Raw genomic sequence first — 17,115 nt, 5'->3', positions numbered from 1 at the left:
GTTAGGTCTAAGTTATTCTTTCACAAACTTCTTAACGATGGTTTTACCACCAGCATCTGTCAAGTTGATCATGTACATTCCAGATGTAAGATCACTCACATCCACTCGTCCTCCTGCGATTTGACCGCTTTCAACCACTTGACCATTTAGGTTTGTGATTGTAAATGAAGTCTCATCTCGTGTTGAAGCGATATTAAGCTTATCATTCACACGATAGTTAGGATACATGCTCACACTAACAGCTGTACCTTCTGAAATTGAAGATAGAGTCGTATAGGATGTGGTCGCTCCACCTACACAGAAGTTGGTAGTTTCGCTGGATCCAAAGGCTCCACCAGAAGCAAGCGTTGTGCTTCCATCTGTTAAGCTGTATGATCCACTTCCGTAAGAGCAGCAAATGCCATCTCCATATGAGTCATTGATCACAAAGTCATAACATCCTGCATCCAGATCAACATCTACATTGATTGTAGATCCGTCAGGTTGTGATGGATAAGTACCACCAGAAGCAAGCACTGTTGTTCCATCAAGGATCTGCCAGCTAGTCTCTTCAGGGTAGTTATCAAACGTTAAGGTGAGTGTTACAGTCGTTGTGATTGGTCCTCCTCCAGCTGTTACTGAAAGATCATCGATAGCGATATCACTAGACCATCCGTTTCCGGTAGTTCCAACCATTCGAAGCTTCACGTTTCCACCAAGGTAAGCAGCTAGGTCAACATTTACCGTTTGCCATGAATTACCCTGATTTCCGGAAAGTGTCCAAATGTTTGTCCAGCTTGTGCCATCAGTAGAAGCCTGAGCTGTTAATGAACCTACATTGCTTCCGTACATGTGATACTGGAAGGAGAAATTAGCAGCTGTTTCACCAGAAAGGTCAAAGCAATCGCTTTCCAGAATTGCAGTTGCATTGCTTCCAATTTGTCCGGTGCTTCCATTTGTAGATGCCTCAAGGAACATATAATAAGTGCCTTGTGCAGCTGAGCTTGGTCCTGTATTTGATGAAGGGGTTCCGTTTGCATCTCTCACCCAGTTACCATCATCACCGGTAACCTGTGTCCATCCATCATTCGATTCAAATCCTTCTGAATAAGGAAGTGTTTCTGTAGTAGAGCAACTGATGCCACCACTTTGAGTTGTAACATTTACCGCATTACTAGCAGCAGATACATTACCCGCAGCATCTTTAGCTCGTACAGTGAATGTATAGCTCGTTCCAGCAGCAAGACCAGTTACATTAGCTGAAGTGCTTGTTACCGTTCCAATATTTGTAGCTCCTTGGTATACATCGTATCCGGTTACTCCGACGTTATCTGTAGAAGCATTCCAATTCAGTGTTAAACTAGTTTGAGTCACATTGGAAGCTGCTAATCCAGTTGGAGCAGTTGGAGCTTGAGTATCAGCACCACCACTGGTAGTTACTGAAAGATCATCTACAGCTATATCACTAGACCATCCGTTTCCGGTAGTTCCAACAATTCGAATTTTTACATCTCCACCTACATAAGCGCTCAATGAAACATCAATGGCATTCCACTGGTTGCCCTGACTTCCGGAAAGTGAATATAGATTGGTCCAAACAGCACCATCGTTAGACGCCTGAATTGTGATTGAACCAACGTTGTTTCCATACATGTGATGCTGGAATGAGAAAGTAGCATCTGTTGCACCTGATAAATCGAAACAATCACTTTCAAGTATCGCAGTTGCATTATTTCCAATTTGACCAGTGCTTCCGTTAGTTGAAGCTTCTAAGAACATGTAGAAAGATCCTTCAACAGCTGAGCTCGGTCCGGTTCCGGATGAAGGTGTGCCATTGGCATCTCTTACCCAGTTTCCATCGTCTCCACCAATCTGGTTCCACCCATCATTAGACTCAAATCCTTCTGAATAAGGGAAAGAGCTAATGGTAGTAGTACATGTAAGGCTTACGGTACCTGTTGTGAATGTTGTGGAAGAACTGTAAGCTGAAGTAGAACTATCCGGACACTTACTTCTTACTTGTGCCTCATATTGTGTACCACTTGCAAGTCCAGTAAGGTTGGTGCTTGTTCCGGCAACAGCACTTGTTGTCCAGGTACCACCAACAGGTCGGTATCTCACATCATAGCTTGCATTTGCAACAGCATTCCAGCTTAGTGTAGCTGTAGATGTTCCCACGCTTGATGATCCTAATCCGGTTGGAGTAGTTGCATTACAAACAGGAGGAGTACCAGTAACACCAGTAACTACTAGTGAGAAGTTTTGACTTCCACTAGAAAGTGAACCTTTATGAGTTACCGTGATTGTGTATGATCCGGTAGCTCCAGAGATATCTACTCTTTCATATGGATCAACATCATTATCTCCGGTTCCATTAGAGTTGATTCCAGTTAGTCTGTAAGGATTATAAGTTGTTCCACCTTTAGTGACTCGGATATCCAAATCATTTACCAATACCGGAGTTGTTTGGTTAGCAGTACCCGTATTAGCAGTACCAGCCGGATCTGTCCATGAAATAGATGCCATCAAAGGATTACTACCATCAGCATCCACATTTATGGTATAAGAACCACCATTTGATAATGAAAGCTCATCGATGATTGATCCGTTACCATTATCAGAGATTGCCTCTGCAGCAGCTTTTGCATTTAGAAGTCCCCATCCGTATACTACATCAGGGCCGGAAATTCCTGCATCATCAGCTGTATGCATTGCCAAACCTTTCAAGGTAGCAGCTCTCATGAAGCTTCCGTTTACATTATTGTAGTGCTCCTGAAGAAGCAAGAGGGTACCAGTAACATTCGGTGAAGCCATGGACGTACCACTAATAGAGTTGTACGCATTATCGGCGTTATCATAAGTTGAATAAACACCTGTTCCATTTCCGGTAATATCTGGCTTGATTCTGTAATCATCTGTAGGTCCCTCACTACTACTGCTATTGATTACAACAGAGTTGAATGAACCATCATTGTTGACATTTGCATCTTGTCCATTTGCTACCACCATGTTGTTTTTGGAGGTTGAATGTCCAGTCAACTTATCGAATGAAGATTGCCCGGCAAGCGGATTTCCGTTAGATGAATTGTCATTGCCATCGTTTCCGGCAGCAACAACCATTAGGTAATAAGGAGAATTGTACATCAACGCATCCCAATCTCTTGATTCATCCAGGTAAGCTCCGAAATACCAATCAGGAACTAAACTTGCTCTGTAACCATACGAATGGTTAGAAAGTAGCATACCCGCTGCAGCTTCAGTTGTAGCTTCAGACAAGTCATTATTCCAATCATGGGTAAGTGCATTAGCACGAGGTGCCATTCCTTTGGCAGCAGCTTGTACTCCGGATGCAACGATGGTACCCGTTACGTGCTGTGCATGGAAGCTATTACCATTCAATGAAGTAACACCATCATTAATAGTCACACGGTTAGTTCCGCCTGGACCATCAAATTCCTGATGAGTCACTCTTGTAGCGCCCCCATCCCAAACGTGAGCAGTCAAATTGTCACCGTCTAGGCTCAATCCCAATGAACCACCAATGTTCAAATGATTAGCTCGCGTAGATCGTGCAGCATCCTCATTATAAATAGTGTAATAAATTGGATGTCCGTCATCCGAAACAGCAACTAATTCATCAACGGAACCGTCAGAATTAGCTTTTAAAATTTCCCAACCACGCAATGAAGCCAAGTTGATAGCACGCGCTTTTCGCTGCTCCTCCTTGGCTTTAAAATCTTGCTTGAGTTGTGTGAGTTTTGCTTTGTCGTAGTTGTTGCTTATCTCTTGCCTCTGCTGTGGAGTCTGGGCAAAAGTTGTAGTAGTGGACAGTAATAAGGCTAGCAACAATGCCTTAACCTGTCGCTTGTTTCTTCTCATAATAAAACAATTAGGTTTACAATTAATCCGACGAATATAAGGCTATTTTCAAGCTACTTCCAACAAGCTTCGTTTCGAAAATGTAAAATCAAAATAATAAACCTTTATTTTTATAAATACAGAATTTTATTCTTTATAAATAAAAAAAACATAATTGCTTACATTTTTTTTGTACTTAGCAGAGATGGAAATGGATTATCATATGATAATAAATGTTTCATTGTGTCGATGAATCATATAAATCAATAGATGAAATTGAATAAATTGAAGTGTTTTGAGGATAATATATACCTAATTAGTTATGTGTAATTATATTTCAGTAGCCCTTATTTTTTTGATCACTATTTCTACTTCGTGTGTTGGACAAAAGTCTGATAATGAATCTGGTATCCTCAAAGGTGTTATTGGTATTTATGAGGGAAACTGCATGCCTGGCCCGGGAATTCAACCATGTGAACCGCGACCGATTTCTACTACTGTTTTAATAACAGAGTTGAGTGAATCATTTCTGGAAGAGAAACTTATTAGTAAGATAAAATCCAATGATGATGGAGCATATAAGCTGAGTCTACCTCCTGGTAACTACAGTTTGTTTCTGATGGACGAGGAAAAGGTAGTTTGCACGCTCATTCAATGTCCGGACAAATGCTTGTGTCAGCCATTCACGATTGTAGCTGATTCAACGACAATTGTAGATGCCAATCTTGACCATGCTCAATGGTAATTAAAGGTGCTTATGTGATCCGTCGCAAAATCCTGGATTGCCTGTCTGCTTGCACATGCAGAGATAGACAGTCTTAGTCTTTTCAGCTTTGAAAACTTTTGGAGAAAAATTTGTTCCCCCGTGAGAACCATCACAAAAGGGCTGATTTGAAGAATCACCACAAGCACACCATGCATATGTTTTTCCTTCTTCTACTTCAACTGCTTTAGGCTGCTTGTCCGCTATCGTGGCTTTTGACATATCTCATCTATTTAAGTTTACACTTAATGTAAACATTTTTAGATGAAAAAAATATTTTCAAGAAACGGATTCCTTAAGCGCTTGCATCCTTTGTGTTTTCAACCAACAACACAAAACCTTCATCCAACAATAGGTAACCCTGTTCATAGCAAAAGCGATAGGTATCCCCTGCCTTGGTAGTGTAGCTGTTAGTATAATAATCAAAGTCAAATCCTTTTTTCAATAACTTATCCTTATGGGTTTTCTTTTTTCCCGTCGGATTCATCTCAATCAATATTCTTCTGTTTTTCGCCAATGTATTATTGACATTCCGCATGTGGTTTGTGGTGGCAGAGTTGGCCTTGTTATTAAAGGCGTTGCGGCACGCATCTGAACAAAATTTCTTGTCTATCCGACCATGAACGGGTCGGCCACACTCGGGACATTCTTTATTTTCCATAATTCTAAAGTATTGATTATCAATTACAAATCCAATTACAAACGACTACAAACGGATAATAAATGACTACAAATATTTAAAAACCGAATCGGGTTTGTCTCATCCCTAAGCTTTGCAATCGTCAATCGACAAATTCATCTACCAAACAAGGTGAATCATTTAACAATTAAAATTTTACAATCATGACAAGTTTAAAAAACAGCGTACAACTAATTGGTAGATTAGGTAACGATCCGGAAGTAAGAACCTTTGATAGCGGAAAAAAGATGGCAACATTTTCTCTCGCTACGAATGAAACCTACTACAATAACAAAGGTGAAAAAGTAACTGACACGCAGTGGCACAACATCGTAGTGTGGGGTAAAAAATCTGATATAGTAGAAAGCTACCTAAACAAAGGAAGTGAGATAGCCATGGAGGGGAAATTGATTAATCGCTCTTATGAAAAAGATGGAGATAAAAAGTACGTGACGGAAATTAATCTAAATGAGCTTTACATGCTCGGCAGAAAAGATTAAGAAACACTTATATAAAAGAAGCCCTCACATAGTATATGCGAGGGCTTTCTTTGCTTATGAAATAGTTATTTCTTTTTCACACTCACTTGCTTCAAAGCGTTTTCTTTAGATAGGGATCCCTTATCATAACTTTGAAGTGTTTTTCCTGATACACTCACCTCAATTTCCTGAGGCATATCACAACCACGACATTCTGTTAGCTTGACCTTAAAAATCAACATCTCCTCTGGTTTTAAGCTCTTGATTGTCCGGCCATAATCCAGCAGGTTTTCCTTGAATGACTTTTCAAACTTAGGATACATCTCCACTATTCTCTGGTTTCGCTCCTCTTGGGTCAAACCACTCTCGCCTGTAGTTTTTATCGTGTGGAATCCTCCGTCGCTACTTGAAGAGTAAACCTTCATGCTGAAAGTAATTCCGAATCCTTCAAGCTTAGTATATCCGATACTACGAGAAGCTATGTAGTAGGTGTCTGATAAGTCAGGTTCGTAGAGTCTGGAAAAGATGGTAGCGAAAAGCTCTAAATCTTTAGATGCTTCACCTTCATCTTTTAATGTGAAGGTGATTTTTTTGATCACATCATCCCGATCCATCTTTCCTTGCTTGTAAGAAATCAAATCGCTTTTCAAAATCTGAGCTGACATCCCATCCTGACTTTTCAAGGCTTTCTTGCCGCTGTAAAAAATTCGATCGTTTCTTCCTCTTAATTGTACAACAATTCGATCGGATGGTTTGAGCTGACCAATCAGGTCTGCATAATCAACCAAAAAAGTGGTCATTTGCTCTCTGGTTTTCTCTTCCGATTCTTTTGCTATCTGGTCCGCTTTTAATTCTTTCCCTTTTACATCAACGGTTGCTATTTCCTCCTCGCCATCAGCGTTTGGGCTTGAGGCAATAACATAAGTAGAACCACTCCCTCCGGAGGAATAGACTGCCTGACCCGAAACAGTTGTGGCAAATACAAATGAAGATTGAGGAAGACTAAACACCACTCCATACCCCGGGATGTAATTACTTTCCACATTATCATACAACCTCAATCGACTATCACCATTTGATAGCGTGCTGAGAATATTTTCCGCAATCTTCAAATCACGCTCCATACGCTCCTCATCAATTGATTGTCCGTAGGTGAAAGAAACACTTAACAGCAAGAGAAATGCGTACTTTATTATTTTTCTAGTCGTTTTCATTTTTGTTCAATTTTTGTCCTTAATCAATATTGGTTAGGGTCTTCAACAGTTGAAATTAGGTTTGCTAAAATCTGGTTTGTTTGAAATTGATTCAGCTCTGCATTGTCCTGCAGGTTATTGAATCTCGTCTGGATAACTTCCAGGTCATTTTGTCTTTGAATATCAAGAAAAATGGCAAAGTCTGTCATTACCTCATCGGTATACTTCTTTTGCTCCAATTCGGATGATTCGATCATCTCTTTCAACATACTTAAATATTGTCTTCGCTGATTCTCAAAATCCGTCTGATTGACCTGACTCACCAAACTGTTTTTCAGTGACTGAGTATTCTCAGAAACAAATTCCTGAATGCCTGTTTCAGTCGATGCTATTCGTTCATTTATCTCTTCATTATTTTTATCAATTGCCGCTGCAATCATCCGCTCTACCTCAGTTTGACTGTAATTGTTCTTTTGCTCTCCAAAAGCCATTTGAAGACCATTTTCATCGTACGAAACATGAAATTTCGTTAAGTACCCGAATAATAGCACCAGTATAATGCTGGCAGCAATTGACAGTGATCTCATCCAGATACTTCGACCTGAATCCGAGTTAACAACAATATTTTTTGAATCACTAAATGAAAAAATTGGTACCTCAACTTCTCGATCCTTCAGCTTATTTAATATTGACTGAGTGGATTTCAGCTCTTCAAAATCCTTGCGTGCATCGTCATTTCCAGACAAGTACTCTTCCACTTTCTTGCGCTCTACCTCTGATAGCTCTCCATAGAGGTAAGCAATCATTGTCGATTCTTCTGGTTTATAACTCATAGCTTAATGTGTCTTTCGTTATTCTTTTTTCTTCCAACTGACTTTTTAAAAGTTTCAACCCTCTATAAAGCCAGGTTTTAACTGTATTCTCCGATGTGTCAAGTATTTCGGCTATTTCCCTAAACTTCATCCCCTCATACTCCTTCATGATAATTACACTCCGCTGATCCTTAGAAAGCTCTTGCAGGCACGAAAAGAGAATTTGCTCCAATTCATGCTGGCGATAAGTGAGCTCTGGGTTGTAAAAGGCCCCTTCAGCTTCACCTTCTTCATTAATCGTACTTTCCCCATCGTCATTCTTCGAGAAAGTGAACGAAACCGTCTTTGACCGGGATTTCTTTCTGCCTTCCTCATGGCAATAGTTTGTAGCAATGCGATAAATCCACGGTTTAAAACTTCCTGCTTCCTTTAGCTTTTTCAGGTTTTTAAACACCGAAATAAACGTGCGCTGAGTAATGTCTGAAGCAATCTCATCATAAGAGCACTGCTTCAACACGTAATTATAAATGCGCTTATACCACAGGTTTACAAGTTGATTGAACGATTGTTCATCGCCAGTCATAGCTTGTTTGATTAGCACCTCAGTTGGCATCTCCTGTCTTATTTCGCTGACTTGCATAATCTTTTACTACTGTTCCGGACCTTCATCATACTACTCGGTTTATTCTATGATGACACAGCGCCCAAAAAAGTTTTACAAAATTGAAAATAGCTTAAATAAAACCTTAACTAGCTGAATTTCAATACTTAATTTATGATAATTATCGGATAAGAATACGCCCGGAGTAGGTTTGATTGTCTGTTATTAAGCGATAATAGTAAATGCCCGGCTGCAATCCTCCTGTTGGAATATCATCCTGCGAACCTTCAACAGTCTGTTTATGAACCAAATCACCTTTGGCACTCATTAATTCAAGCAACGGGGTTCTGTCTTCAAATTCCTTTGTGATAATAATCAATGGCTCTCCATATGATGCGGGATTGGGGAAAATTTTCAGTGGTATATCCGTTAGGTAATAGCTAGATCCTGCTGATAAAACCAGTTCTTGACCGTTGATGAAAGTAATGATCGCACGATGTTCATTATAGCCCTGATTCGGACTTGAATCTAGAAAGTCAACCTGATCGCTAACGATATTAGTGATGGAAGCTACTTGCACAAATCCATCAAATTCACTTCGCTGAAAGACGATCTCCTCAATGCCATAGGAAGTACCAAGCGAAAGGTTTAAATAAATGCCAGTATCCAAAGCGACTGTCTGAAAAAATGAAGCTACATAGCATTCAATTCCCTGTCTTGTATAATCAAATGTCTGGGTGGGTAATAATTGAGACCCACTGGAAAGTTCTGGTTGAATCGATAGTTGCTGACCTGAAAGAAGTGATTTGTTTGCAACAATTAAGAAAGTATCTGATATGGTAGCATACTCCTCTAACTCTTCCTCCCCTAAAACATAAATGACATAATTTGTGGCATTAGTTGATTCATTCCATTTAATCATTAACGAATCAGCGCAGTTAAATCCCACTGATGGGCTAAGTGGTTCCGAAACCGTAAAAAAATCTGTTTCATACGGAACTCCGTCAATAGTCATGCGAGCTTTTACCTGATTATTAAGCATGGGTGGATTGTGCCACCTCCAGTAGCCATCAGATAAATTAACATTGGCATCTAATACTGTCCAGTCTACTTCATCCAGCGTGTACGCCAATTCACCATTTGACTCAAAAGTTGTTGACCACCTAAAGTAAGAACCGGTTTCTCCATTATAAGGCATGTTATCACTACCAGTAGGATAATCCCATTCAAATGAATCTTCTACCTCATAGTGCCAAACGATGTAGTACTCCTGATCAGAAATGAGGTTCGTTCCTTCCACTTGGATTGTGTAAGAAATTTCCGGATCATCCACGGTGATCTGTTCAACATTGTTAAGATTATCGATACCTCTTATAGCTTCTTTGGAAAGCGCCTGAACACTCGGACTTGAATCTAATACCCATGGCAGGAGTGTGTTTGTGCTTCCGACTAATCGTAAGTCAAGATTGTTGACTAGCGCGGTAAAATCTCCAACATTCGCAGGTGGATCTGTCCAGCATATTGTGATTTTTAGATTTCGAGCATTTGGTGGAAGGTTCAATGCATGCGTTTTAGTCTCTCCACTTGAAATAGTGTCCACCAGAAAGTTTCCATCCAAAAGGATATCTAAACTCTTCCAGGCATTTATATTTCCATAGCCTGTTAAAAAATCCAACCCTTTAGGACCTACATCTTCTGCTCCATTAATCAGTAAGGCCTTCGCTAAGGCAGAAGGCATGTCAGCCCCTGCATAACTAATCCTGTATTGCTGATGCAGTAATGAAGACACTCCTGTTACGAGTGCTGCGGAGTTGGAGCTACCTACAACACTGTATGCAACTAGCTCGGGTTTAACTCGTCCATCGTATGCCGGCCCTCTGGAGATAAAAGCTGGAATATTGCCAACCGTATCGACCGATCCGACCACAAGGGTGTTTTTTGACATCTTAATATTTCCGGTCAGGTTAGCAAAACCTTCAATCTCTGCATACCTACCGTCTGTTGAAACGGCTAAGCCATCGTTTCCACTTGAAAATACATGAAGGAGGTTTTTGTTTGAGAAGGCACTTTGATCGAATGCTCGTGCCTGTATACCATATTCACTTGTTTTAACAATTCCATAGGAATGATTTTGCACATTTATATTCAGATCAAGGTAAGGTTGGTCATCATCAGGCATTGCGTCAAAAAAATCTGACGAACTGATTGATGCATTAGGAGCAACTCCTTTTCCTGTAATAAAAGAATTTCCCTTACCAGCTATTATGGTAGCCATCTCGGTCGCATGATTATCCACGATTGAGCTTTCCAAACCAGTAAGAACACTTCTATTGAGTAAGTCTATGTCATCAACATCAAATCGGTTTTCCTGAATAGAAATGATTTCGGCTTCTCCCGTTAATGATGGAAAATAATGCTGTACTTTATTCACACGATTAGGATTCAGGTTCATATCAATAACCCTGGCTTCTACTGAAGGCATAAAAACGTCATTGCTGATGCTAATGATTTCTCTCCTTGGAAGTAACTCAGTCTTTATGTCTTTTAAGCTACCCTGAATCAGAAATGTATTTGATGACGGATAGCTCCTGATTATTTTAAAAGGATTCAATAAAGATTTATCAGCATGAGTCGTGAAGACATAAAATTGATCTTTGGATCCATTTTGCTTAATGAATAGCTTCCAATCGTTGTTAACAGACCTTAAGCCATCAATTTCTTTGGCAGGATCACCATAAGTCCTCACAATATGGTGGGTATCATCTATTGATCTTAGAATTTTAATAGTAGGATACGCTTCTAAAACATCAAAACGACTTCCCTCTAGCATGTAATCACCTGTCACTTTGAAGTGTCCTTGCTCACCTTCATTTCCTCTTAAAAATTGCTTCCAATTATCGGTTTCCTGTGACCATGCAGTACTCCACCAAATAATCAATAAGACCCCAAAAAGTATTCCTCTCATATGTTTGCCAAATTAGATAAAACACAAGATATCTTCGATGAAAAAATATTATTCGTCGATTAATGGATTTTATCCATATTCTATTCTAGTTCAATTACATTTTAAAGACTTTTTATTGGATAATTTTAATATATAGCCAAATTATATTCTGCTTATCATCTGATAATGTTGATAAAAAAATATAATATTATTTTTATTTCTTAATTCAGAATTTTTATATTGGCGGTAAATGTTTAACCTAATATTATTATGAGAAGATTAAATTATGCGCTATGGAGCGTGCTAGTAATGTTTCTAGCTGTTGGTTTCACCTCTTGTACTTCAGAGGATGAAGCACCCATGACTGAAGAAATCTCCGATGAGATTCTTGCTCAATTCACTGACATTGGTTTTGATGTTAGTGATATTAAAATTATTAATCAGAAAAATCATTTGAACGGTGTAGTTACCAGAGGATATCTTTTGGAGCAAGATATGTTCGTTCCTACTGAGCAACTGAAGGAAATGATTAATAGTGATTTCTTTGGTCAATTGGAACAGTACAGAACAAGTAATTTGGTTTCATCCGGCAATTATAATATTGACATTATCGGTTATACCGGTGGGTCTTATGCGCTGGATAATACCATGAGAACTGCTCTTCAATGGGCTGTGAACAACTACAACAGACTAAACATTGGTCTGAACTTCAACCTTTCTTATGGAACTAACTATGGAAACAAAGACATAGTAGTTTACAAAGTGAATGGTGGAGGAGGTGGTTCTGCAGGATTCCCTTCTGGAGGTAAGCCATACAAGTGGGTTCAGATTCAGTCTGGAACCAGTAGCTATGGAACGAATGTAGTCGAGCACGTTATTACTCACGAAATTGGTCACTCTGTTGGATTCCGACATACTGACTACTTTAACAGATCTATCTCTTGTGGATCTGGTGGAAATGAAGGAACTGCTGGCGTTGGAGCCATCCACGTTCCTGGTACTCCAACTGGAGCAGACATGAATTCGATCATGCTTGCATGTTTCAGTTCAAGTGAAGATGGAGAGTTTGGTAGTTATGATATAACTGCTTTGGAGTACTTATACTAATCTATAAGTAATCGCCCTTACCAAAGAAAAGCCGATCCATTTAGGATCGGCTTTTTATTTTATACTTTTAATCAAATAGGGTTGTTTGTTGAAGGTATGCGATTCTTTAACCCGCATACCCATCATTGCTTTGGCAATTGGGGCTCCTTCCGAGATCACAAAAACGGGTTTTTCATCAATTTTGATATTGCCAAGTGGCACACTGATATAGAAAACACCCTTGTCTGTTTCCACTAGACTACCTCTCCCTACTTCCTCACTTGATTTTGTTGGATCTAAATTTCGTAGAGCAGCCAACTGTTTTACATAAACATCATACTGCCCTCCCAGCCTATTCCGCTCCTGCATCATCACCTCCCTTCCTGTCTCATATTTATCGCCCATGCTGCTTTTTGTATCAGAGATGGCTGATTCCTGCACAGCATCTATTTCCGATTTGAGGTTTGCGATTTTAGCTTCCAAAATCTTAATACATTCCGCGTAGACTGTTTCTTTTAATTCCATATAATTAATCAAACATAATTCTAATTTCTAGTAGGGTAAAATTCAATTCAACTGTAACACTTAAGGAATGATGCGGAGACACCTTTATATTTGAGTAGTATATCTCAAATGAAAGTCACCCAATCATTTTCCAAGAATGACCTGAAAAGGCTCTACGATGAATATTTCGAGAGTATTCGAGGGTTTATTTATTATAAATGTGGAGATATAGACTTAGCAGATGATTTGGTTCAGGAGACTTTCATAAAAGTGTGGAATAAAAGAGATGATATTCAAAGAGATACGGTTAAGAGTTTTCTTTATACGATTGCCAATAATCTATTAATGAATCATTTCAACCATCAAAAAGTGGTAAGAGAACACCAAAAAATGGGTGATACCTCAATGCTTACATCCAGTTCTGCCTCTCCGCAATTCATTATGGAGGAAGCTGAATTTGAAAAAAAATTAAATGCGGTTATCGCTAGCTTACCACCTGATTGTAGGGAGGTGTTCTTAATGAACCGAATCGAAAAACTTAAGTATGCAGAGATAGCAGAGAGATTAAATTTAAGTGTCAAGGCGATAGAAAAACGCATGAGTAAAACACTCGCCTTATTAAAGGAATCTCTGGGGATGAAATTATAATGAGCGATTTAGATAAATATCGAAAAATCCTTGATCATGAGTCTTCTGACTTAAATGATGAATTAGCTGAATTCCTTAAAAATTCTGCGAATGCGAATGCGCCTAAAGGAAAAAGCAAGGAGGACATTTGGAATAACATTGAATCCGAAATTAATGAACCCAAAGCTTCAATCCCGATTTGGACCTATCTGAGCATAGCTGCATCAATCGCCCTGATCGTCACTTTTGTCTTTATCTTTAGTAGCAACGATCCCATTGTGCCAAAGCAATTGAGTTTCAGTACAACCCCGGCTGAATCTAAAACCATAGATCTGCCGGATGGCTCTCAAGTAATTCTTAACGCAAGTTCAACCATAAGCTACATGGACCAGTGGGACCGTGAGGTAACTCTTGATGGTGAAGCATTTTTTGAAGTAGTAAAAGGTGGAAAGTTTAGTGTGATCACCAATATTGGGTCGGTAGAGGTCTTAGGCACATCTTTTAATGTCTATTCAAGAGATTCAACGTTCGAGGTAGCATGCAAAACCGGCAAGGTCAAAGTACAAATCCCTTCCAAATCATTAGAAGAACCCTTAACTCCGGGTCAAACCATACGGCTAGAAACGGATACAGTAAAACGCTCATCACTAGATACTGAGCTAGTAGGCAAATGGCAAGCAGGTGAGTTTTACTTTAGTGAACAGCGTTTATCCAACGTTTTGAAGGAAGTTGAAAGGCAATTCAATGTCTCAATTAGTCTTCCGGATACAACTGATACCATTTTTGACGGATATTTCACGAATAAGGACATTGATAGTGCCCTCGAAATGGTATGTCTGCCATTGGGTCTGACCTATGAAAAAACCGGTCAAACTACCTATGCGATCAAAGAACCAGAATAAATCAATATGCGAATCTTTATCGCCTCATTTGCATTATTGTTCACCATAGCATCCTATTCCCAGGAAGTTTTTGATCTGAATGTAGAAAATGAATCACTGGTTTCCGTGATTAAATCCCTCTCGAGAAAGTACGACCTGAAATTCTCATACAGTCCCAGGGTTCTTTCCAAACACAAAATATCGAAGAACCTTTCTGCCAGATCTCAAGCCGAACTAATCAGTAAAGTATTTGAAGATCTGCCATTTGAGTTAAAACTTAGAGATGGCATTTACCTTGTCATTCCTAAAAAAGTTGAACCGAAGAGTGATCCAATCATCGGACAAGTATATGACAATGATAGCGGCGAACCGCTTGCATTTGCCCACGTGAAAACCAAAGAAAAGGGCACTTTGAGCTCACAAAACGGCCGTTTCAGCCTGCCACCCTCTCAGGATACCGTTACCTTAACAGTTAGCTATATTGGATATAAAGACCTTGAGCTTAAAGTAGCTCCAAACCAGGAAAATCTAACGCTGCGATTAAACCAAGATCCCCAGGAATTGCCAGAGGTAGTGTTAACCTCAGAAGCGGATAATTTCAATCCAGATCCTTCATTTTTCAGCCTGAATCCACAGCAATTCAGCTCCCTCCCGATGCTGGGAGAAACAGATGTTTTTAAGTCTCTCCAGCTTCTGCCGGGTGTAAGAGCGACAGATGAAACCTCCTCTGGCTTAGTCGTTCGAGGGAGTTTGCCGTCACAAAACCTGGTCCTCATGGACGGGTTTACTTTATACAACTTGGATCATTTCTTCGGAATTTTCAGCACGTTAAATCCCAATGCCATCAACAACGTCAGTATTTATAAAGGTGGATTCGGACCTCAATACGGTGGTCGAATTTCCTCGGTTATTGATGTGGCAGGTAAGAACGGAGGAGTCGAAAAATTCAACGGATATGCAGGGTTGAATATGCTTTCATTTAATACCACCCTGAATATTCCTTTAGGTAGAAAAACATCTGCTTTGATTGCATTTAGGCAATCGACCACTGGTGTGGTTAATTCAGATCTATACCAGGACTTTCTTACTTCCAGTAGGCAAAATTACCTGGAATCCATAAGTCCTGAATTAAATACGATCAATTTATCTCCATCGCTCACGTTTAGCGACATCAATGCTAAAATTCAGCATCGGTTCAGTAATAGATCCGTATTTGATGTGAATTTATACGCTAGCGAAGACATCTATAATGCAAATTATGCAGAAGGTGATGACTTTGCCGAGTACACCGTCTTGGATGAATCCAACTGGGCAAACGTTGGCATAAGCATGAATCTCAGAAGTCATATTAAACCCAATTGGTTTAATACCACTACCCTGAGTGCATCAGAATATCGCGAAGATGAATCACTTTCAATCACACAGACATTCTTTGAGGATATCGCTTTCAACGGAGACACCATTGAAGCAAACTCCTCTTTCGAATATTTCAACTATACCATAGGTAGTTCCGTTGGTGATGTGACCATAAAATCACATAACGAAGTTGATTTGGAGAACGGAAATGTTTTCTCCGGTGGAGTTGAAATCAATTCAATAAGCACCAACTATGAAACTGAGCAAAGTTTTTTGGTGGATTTAACAAGCACAGCCGGATATACCGATACATTAACTATTGAGGCAGGTATTTTTAGTTTGTATGGAAATTATGAGTTTAGGAAAGATGACATTACTGCAAACATCGGGCTGAGAGCGTCACACTACGAACCCACCGAAAAGTGGTACATGGAACCTCGCTTCGACATGGGTATTAAAATAAATGATCAATTCTCTGTAAAAGGTGCCGCCACTTTTCACCACCAGTTCATCACACAAACTTCGCTCTCTATTCTTCAAAATTCTGATCAATTCTACTGGATTATGGCTGACGATAAAATCATCCCTGTGCAGCGGAGTACGCATTTCATTTTTGGAGGTAATTACAATTTTAACAGATGGTCCATTGATCTGGAGTATTACAGCAAACGGACAGAAGGAATCATTGAAAGTCAATTCTTGGTTTTACCACCTGAGATTATAGAGGTTCTTCTGCAGCAAAAGCTCAACCTGTCGGGCGAAAACTATTCCGAAGGGATGGATCTGTTTATCAAATACCGAAATAAAACTTTTACTTCCATGCTCAGCTATTCGTTAGGACGATCTGAGAATTCATTTTGGTATCGAAACCAGAACAACCCCTACCCTTCTGCTCAAGATCAGCGGCACGAGCTGAATTTTACCAATATCATTAAGCTTGGAAAGTGGGAACTTTCAAGTGTGTTTTTACTAGGCACGGGTCAGCGCTACACGCCTTCAAACCCAGAATACGGCATTGATAATGACACGGTATCTTTCTATGATCTGACACGCATTAATCAATCTCGACTGCCTGCCTATAAACGATTAGACCTTTCTGCGAAATACAATTTCAATATTGGGAGTCTTTCATGCGAATCCGGAGTAACCTTTTTTAATGTATTGAACAATAAAAACATCAAGTCACGCAAGTTTACCGCCAGGTACATTTTTGACGAACAATCCGATATTGCTGGGGCCACTGATGAGCTTATTCTTGTACCTCTTGACACTCAACTACTAGGATTCACCCCTAATTTTTTCTTCAATATTCGCTTCTAAGGGCTTATTTTCTAAAATTTTGAATATTTCGGT

General features: G+C 39.6%; 14 protein-coding genes. 6 read left to right on the top strand and 8 right to left on the bottom strand.

The window, feature by feature from the left end:
- Positions 1-12 precede the first annotated feature (12 nt).
- Positions 13-3,858 (bottom strand): S8 family serine peptidase, encoded by a 3,846-nt coding sequence (locus ACO05G_RS04705; RefSeq protein ID WP_421764917.1) that lies wholly within the window; start codon positions 3,856-3,858, stop codon positions 13-15.
- A gap of 301 nt (positions 3,859-4,159) precedes the next feature.
- Between ACO05G_RS04705 and ACO05G_RS04700 the strand changes: the two genes are divergently transcribed.
- On the top strand, positions 4,160-4,582 hold the full coding sequence (locus ACO05G_RS04700; RefSeq protein WP_421764916.1) for a hypothetical protein: 423 nt from the start codon (positions 4,160-4,162) through the stop codon (positions 4,580-4,582).
- Here ACO05G_RS04700 and ACO05G_RS04695 read toward each other — a convergent pair whose 3' ends face one another.
- Together ACO05G_RS04695 and ACO05G_RS04690 are read right to left on the bottom strand one after the other, a co-directional pair.
- Positions 4,583-4,822, bottom strand: a complete 240-nt coding sequence (locus tag ACO05G_RS04695; RefSeq protein ID WP_348283960.1) for a CDGSH iron-sulfur domain-containing protein — start codon at positions 4,820-4,822, stop codon at positions 4,583-4,585. It abuts the gene before it with no gap.
- 73 nt (positions 4,823-4,895) lie between these two features.
- Entirely contained in the window at positions 4,896-5,261 is a 366-nt protein-coding gene (locus ACO05G_RS04690) for a hypothetical protein (RefSeq protein ID WP_421764915.1), read from the bottom strand.
- A gap of 182 nt (positions 5,262-5,443) precedes the next feature.
- Here ACO05G_RS04690 and ACO05G_RS04685 point away from each other — a divergent pair, with 182 nt between their 5' ends.
- Positions 5,444-5,779, top strand: coding sequence for a single-stranded DNA-binding protein (locus tag ACO05G_RS04685; protein WP_348283958.1), 336 nt, complete (start codon positions 5,444-5,446; stop codon positions 5,777-5,779).
- A 65-nt stretch (positions 5,780-5,844) separates the two neighbouring features.
- Here ACO05G_RS04685 and ACO05G_RS04680 read toward each other — a convergent pair whose 3' ends face one another.
- The 4 genes from ACO05G_RS04680 to ACO05G_RS04665 form a co-directional block, all read right to left on the bottom strand.
- Positions 5,845-6,972: a hypothetical protein gene (locus ACO05G_RS04680; RefSeq protein WP_421764914.1), complete on the bottom strand. Its 1,128-nt coding sequence runs from the start codon at positions 6,970-6,972 to the stop codon at positions 5,845-5,847.
- A gap of 23 nt (positions 6,973-6,995) precedes the next feature.
- Entirely contained in the window at positions 6,996-7,784 is a 789-nt protein-coding gene (locus ACO05G_RS04675) for an anti-sigma factor family protein (RefSeq protein ID WP_421764913.1), read from the bottom strand.
- Entirely contained in the window at positions 7,774-8,403 is a 630-nt protein-coding gene (locus ACO05G_RS04670) for an RNA polymerase sigma factor (RefSeq protein WP_348283955.1), read from the bottom strand. Before ACO05G_RS04670 ends, ACO05G_RS04675 begins: the two co-directional genes overlap by 11 nt.
- 142 nt (positions 8,404-8,545) lie before the next feature.
- On the bottom strand, positions 8,546-11,329 hold the full coding sequence (locus ACO05G_RS04665) for a S8 family peptidase (RefSeq protein ID WP_421764912.1): 2,784 nt from the start codon (positions 11,327-11,329) through the stop codon (positions 8,546-8,548).
- 249 nt (positions 11,330-11,578) lie between these two features.
- On the opposite strand from ACO05G_RS04665, the gene ACO05G_RS04660 reads away from it, so the two are divergent.
- On the top strand, positions 11,579-12,415 hold the full coding sequence (locus ACO05G_RS04660; protein WP_348283953.1) for a M57 family metalloprotease: 837 nt from the start codon (positions 11,579-11,581) through the stop codon (positions 12,413-12,415).
- A 54-nt stretch (positions 12,416-12,469) separates the two neighbouring features.
- Here ACO05G_RS04660 and ACO05G_RS04655 read toward each other — a convergent pair whose 3' ends face one another.
- Complete coding sequence (locus ACO05G_RS04655) at positions 12,470-12,919, bottom strand: hypothetical protein (RefSeq protein ID WP_421764911.1); 450 nt, start codon at positions 12,917-12,919, stop codon at positions 12,470-12,472.
- Between the two features lie 108 nt (positions 12,920-13,027).
- Between ACO05G_RS04655 and ACO05G_RS04650 the strand changes: the two genes are divergently transcribed.
- Genes ACO05G_RS04650 through ACO05G_RS04640 form a run of 3 tightly spaced genes read left to right on the top strand, consistent with a single transcriptional unit; the run spans position 13,028 to position 17,082 of the window.
- Positions 13,028-13,546, top strand: coding sequence for an RNA polymerase sigma factor (locus tag ACO05G_RS04650; RefSeq protein WP_421764910.1), 519 nt, complete (start codon positions 13,028-13,030; stop codon positions 13,544-13,546).
- Complete coding sequence (locus ACO05G_RS04645) at positions 13,546-14,427, top strand: FecR family protein (protein WP_421764909.1); 882 nt, start codon at positions 13,546-13,548, stop codon at positions 14,425-14,427. The genes ACO05G_RS04650 and ACO05G_RS04645 overlap by 1 nt, the downstream gene beginning before the upstream one ends.
- Before the next feature lie 6 nt (positions 14,428-14,433).
- Entirely contained in the window at positions 14,434-17,082 is a 2,649-nt protein-coding gene (locus ACO05G_RS04640) for a TonB-dependent receptor (protein ID WP_421764908.1), read from the top strand.
- Positions 17,083-17,115 lie beyond the last annotated feature (33 nt).

The sequence above is a fragment of the Ekhidna sp. genome (genome assembly GCF_965227465.1).
Classification (GTDB): domain Bacteria; phylum Bacteroidota; class Bacteroidia; order Cytophagales; family Cyclobacteriaceae; genus Ekhidna.
This window is presented reverse-complemented; position numbering and strand designations above follow the sequence as displayed.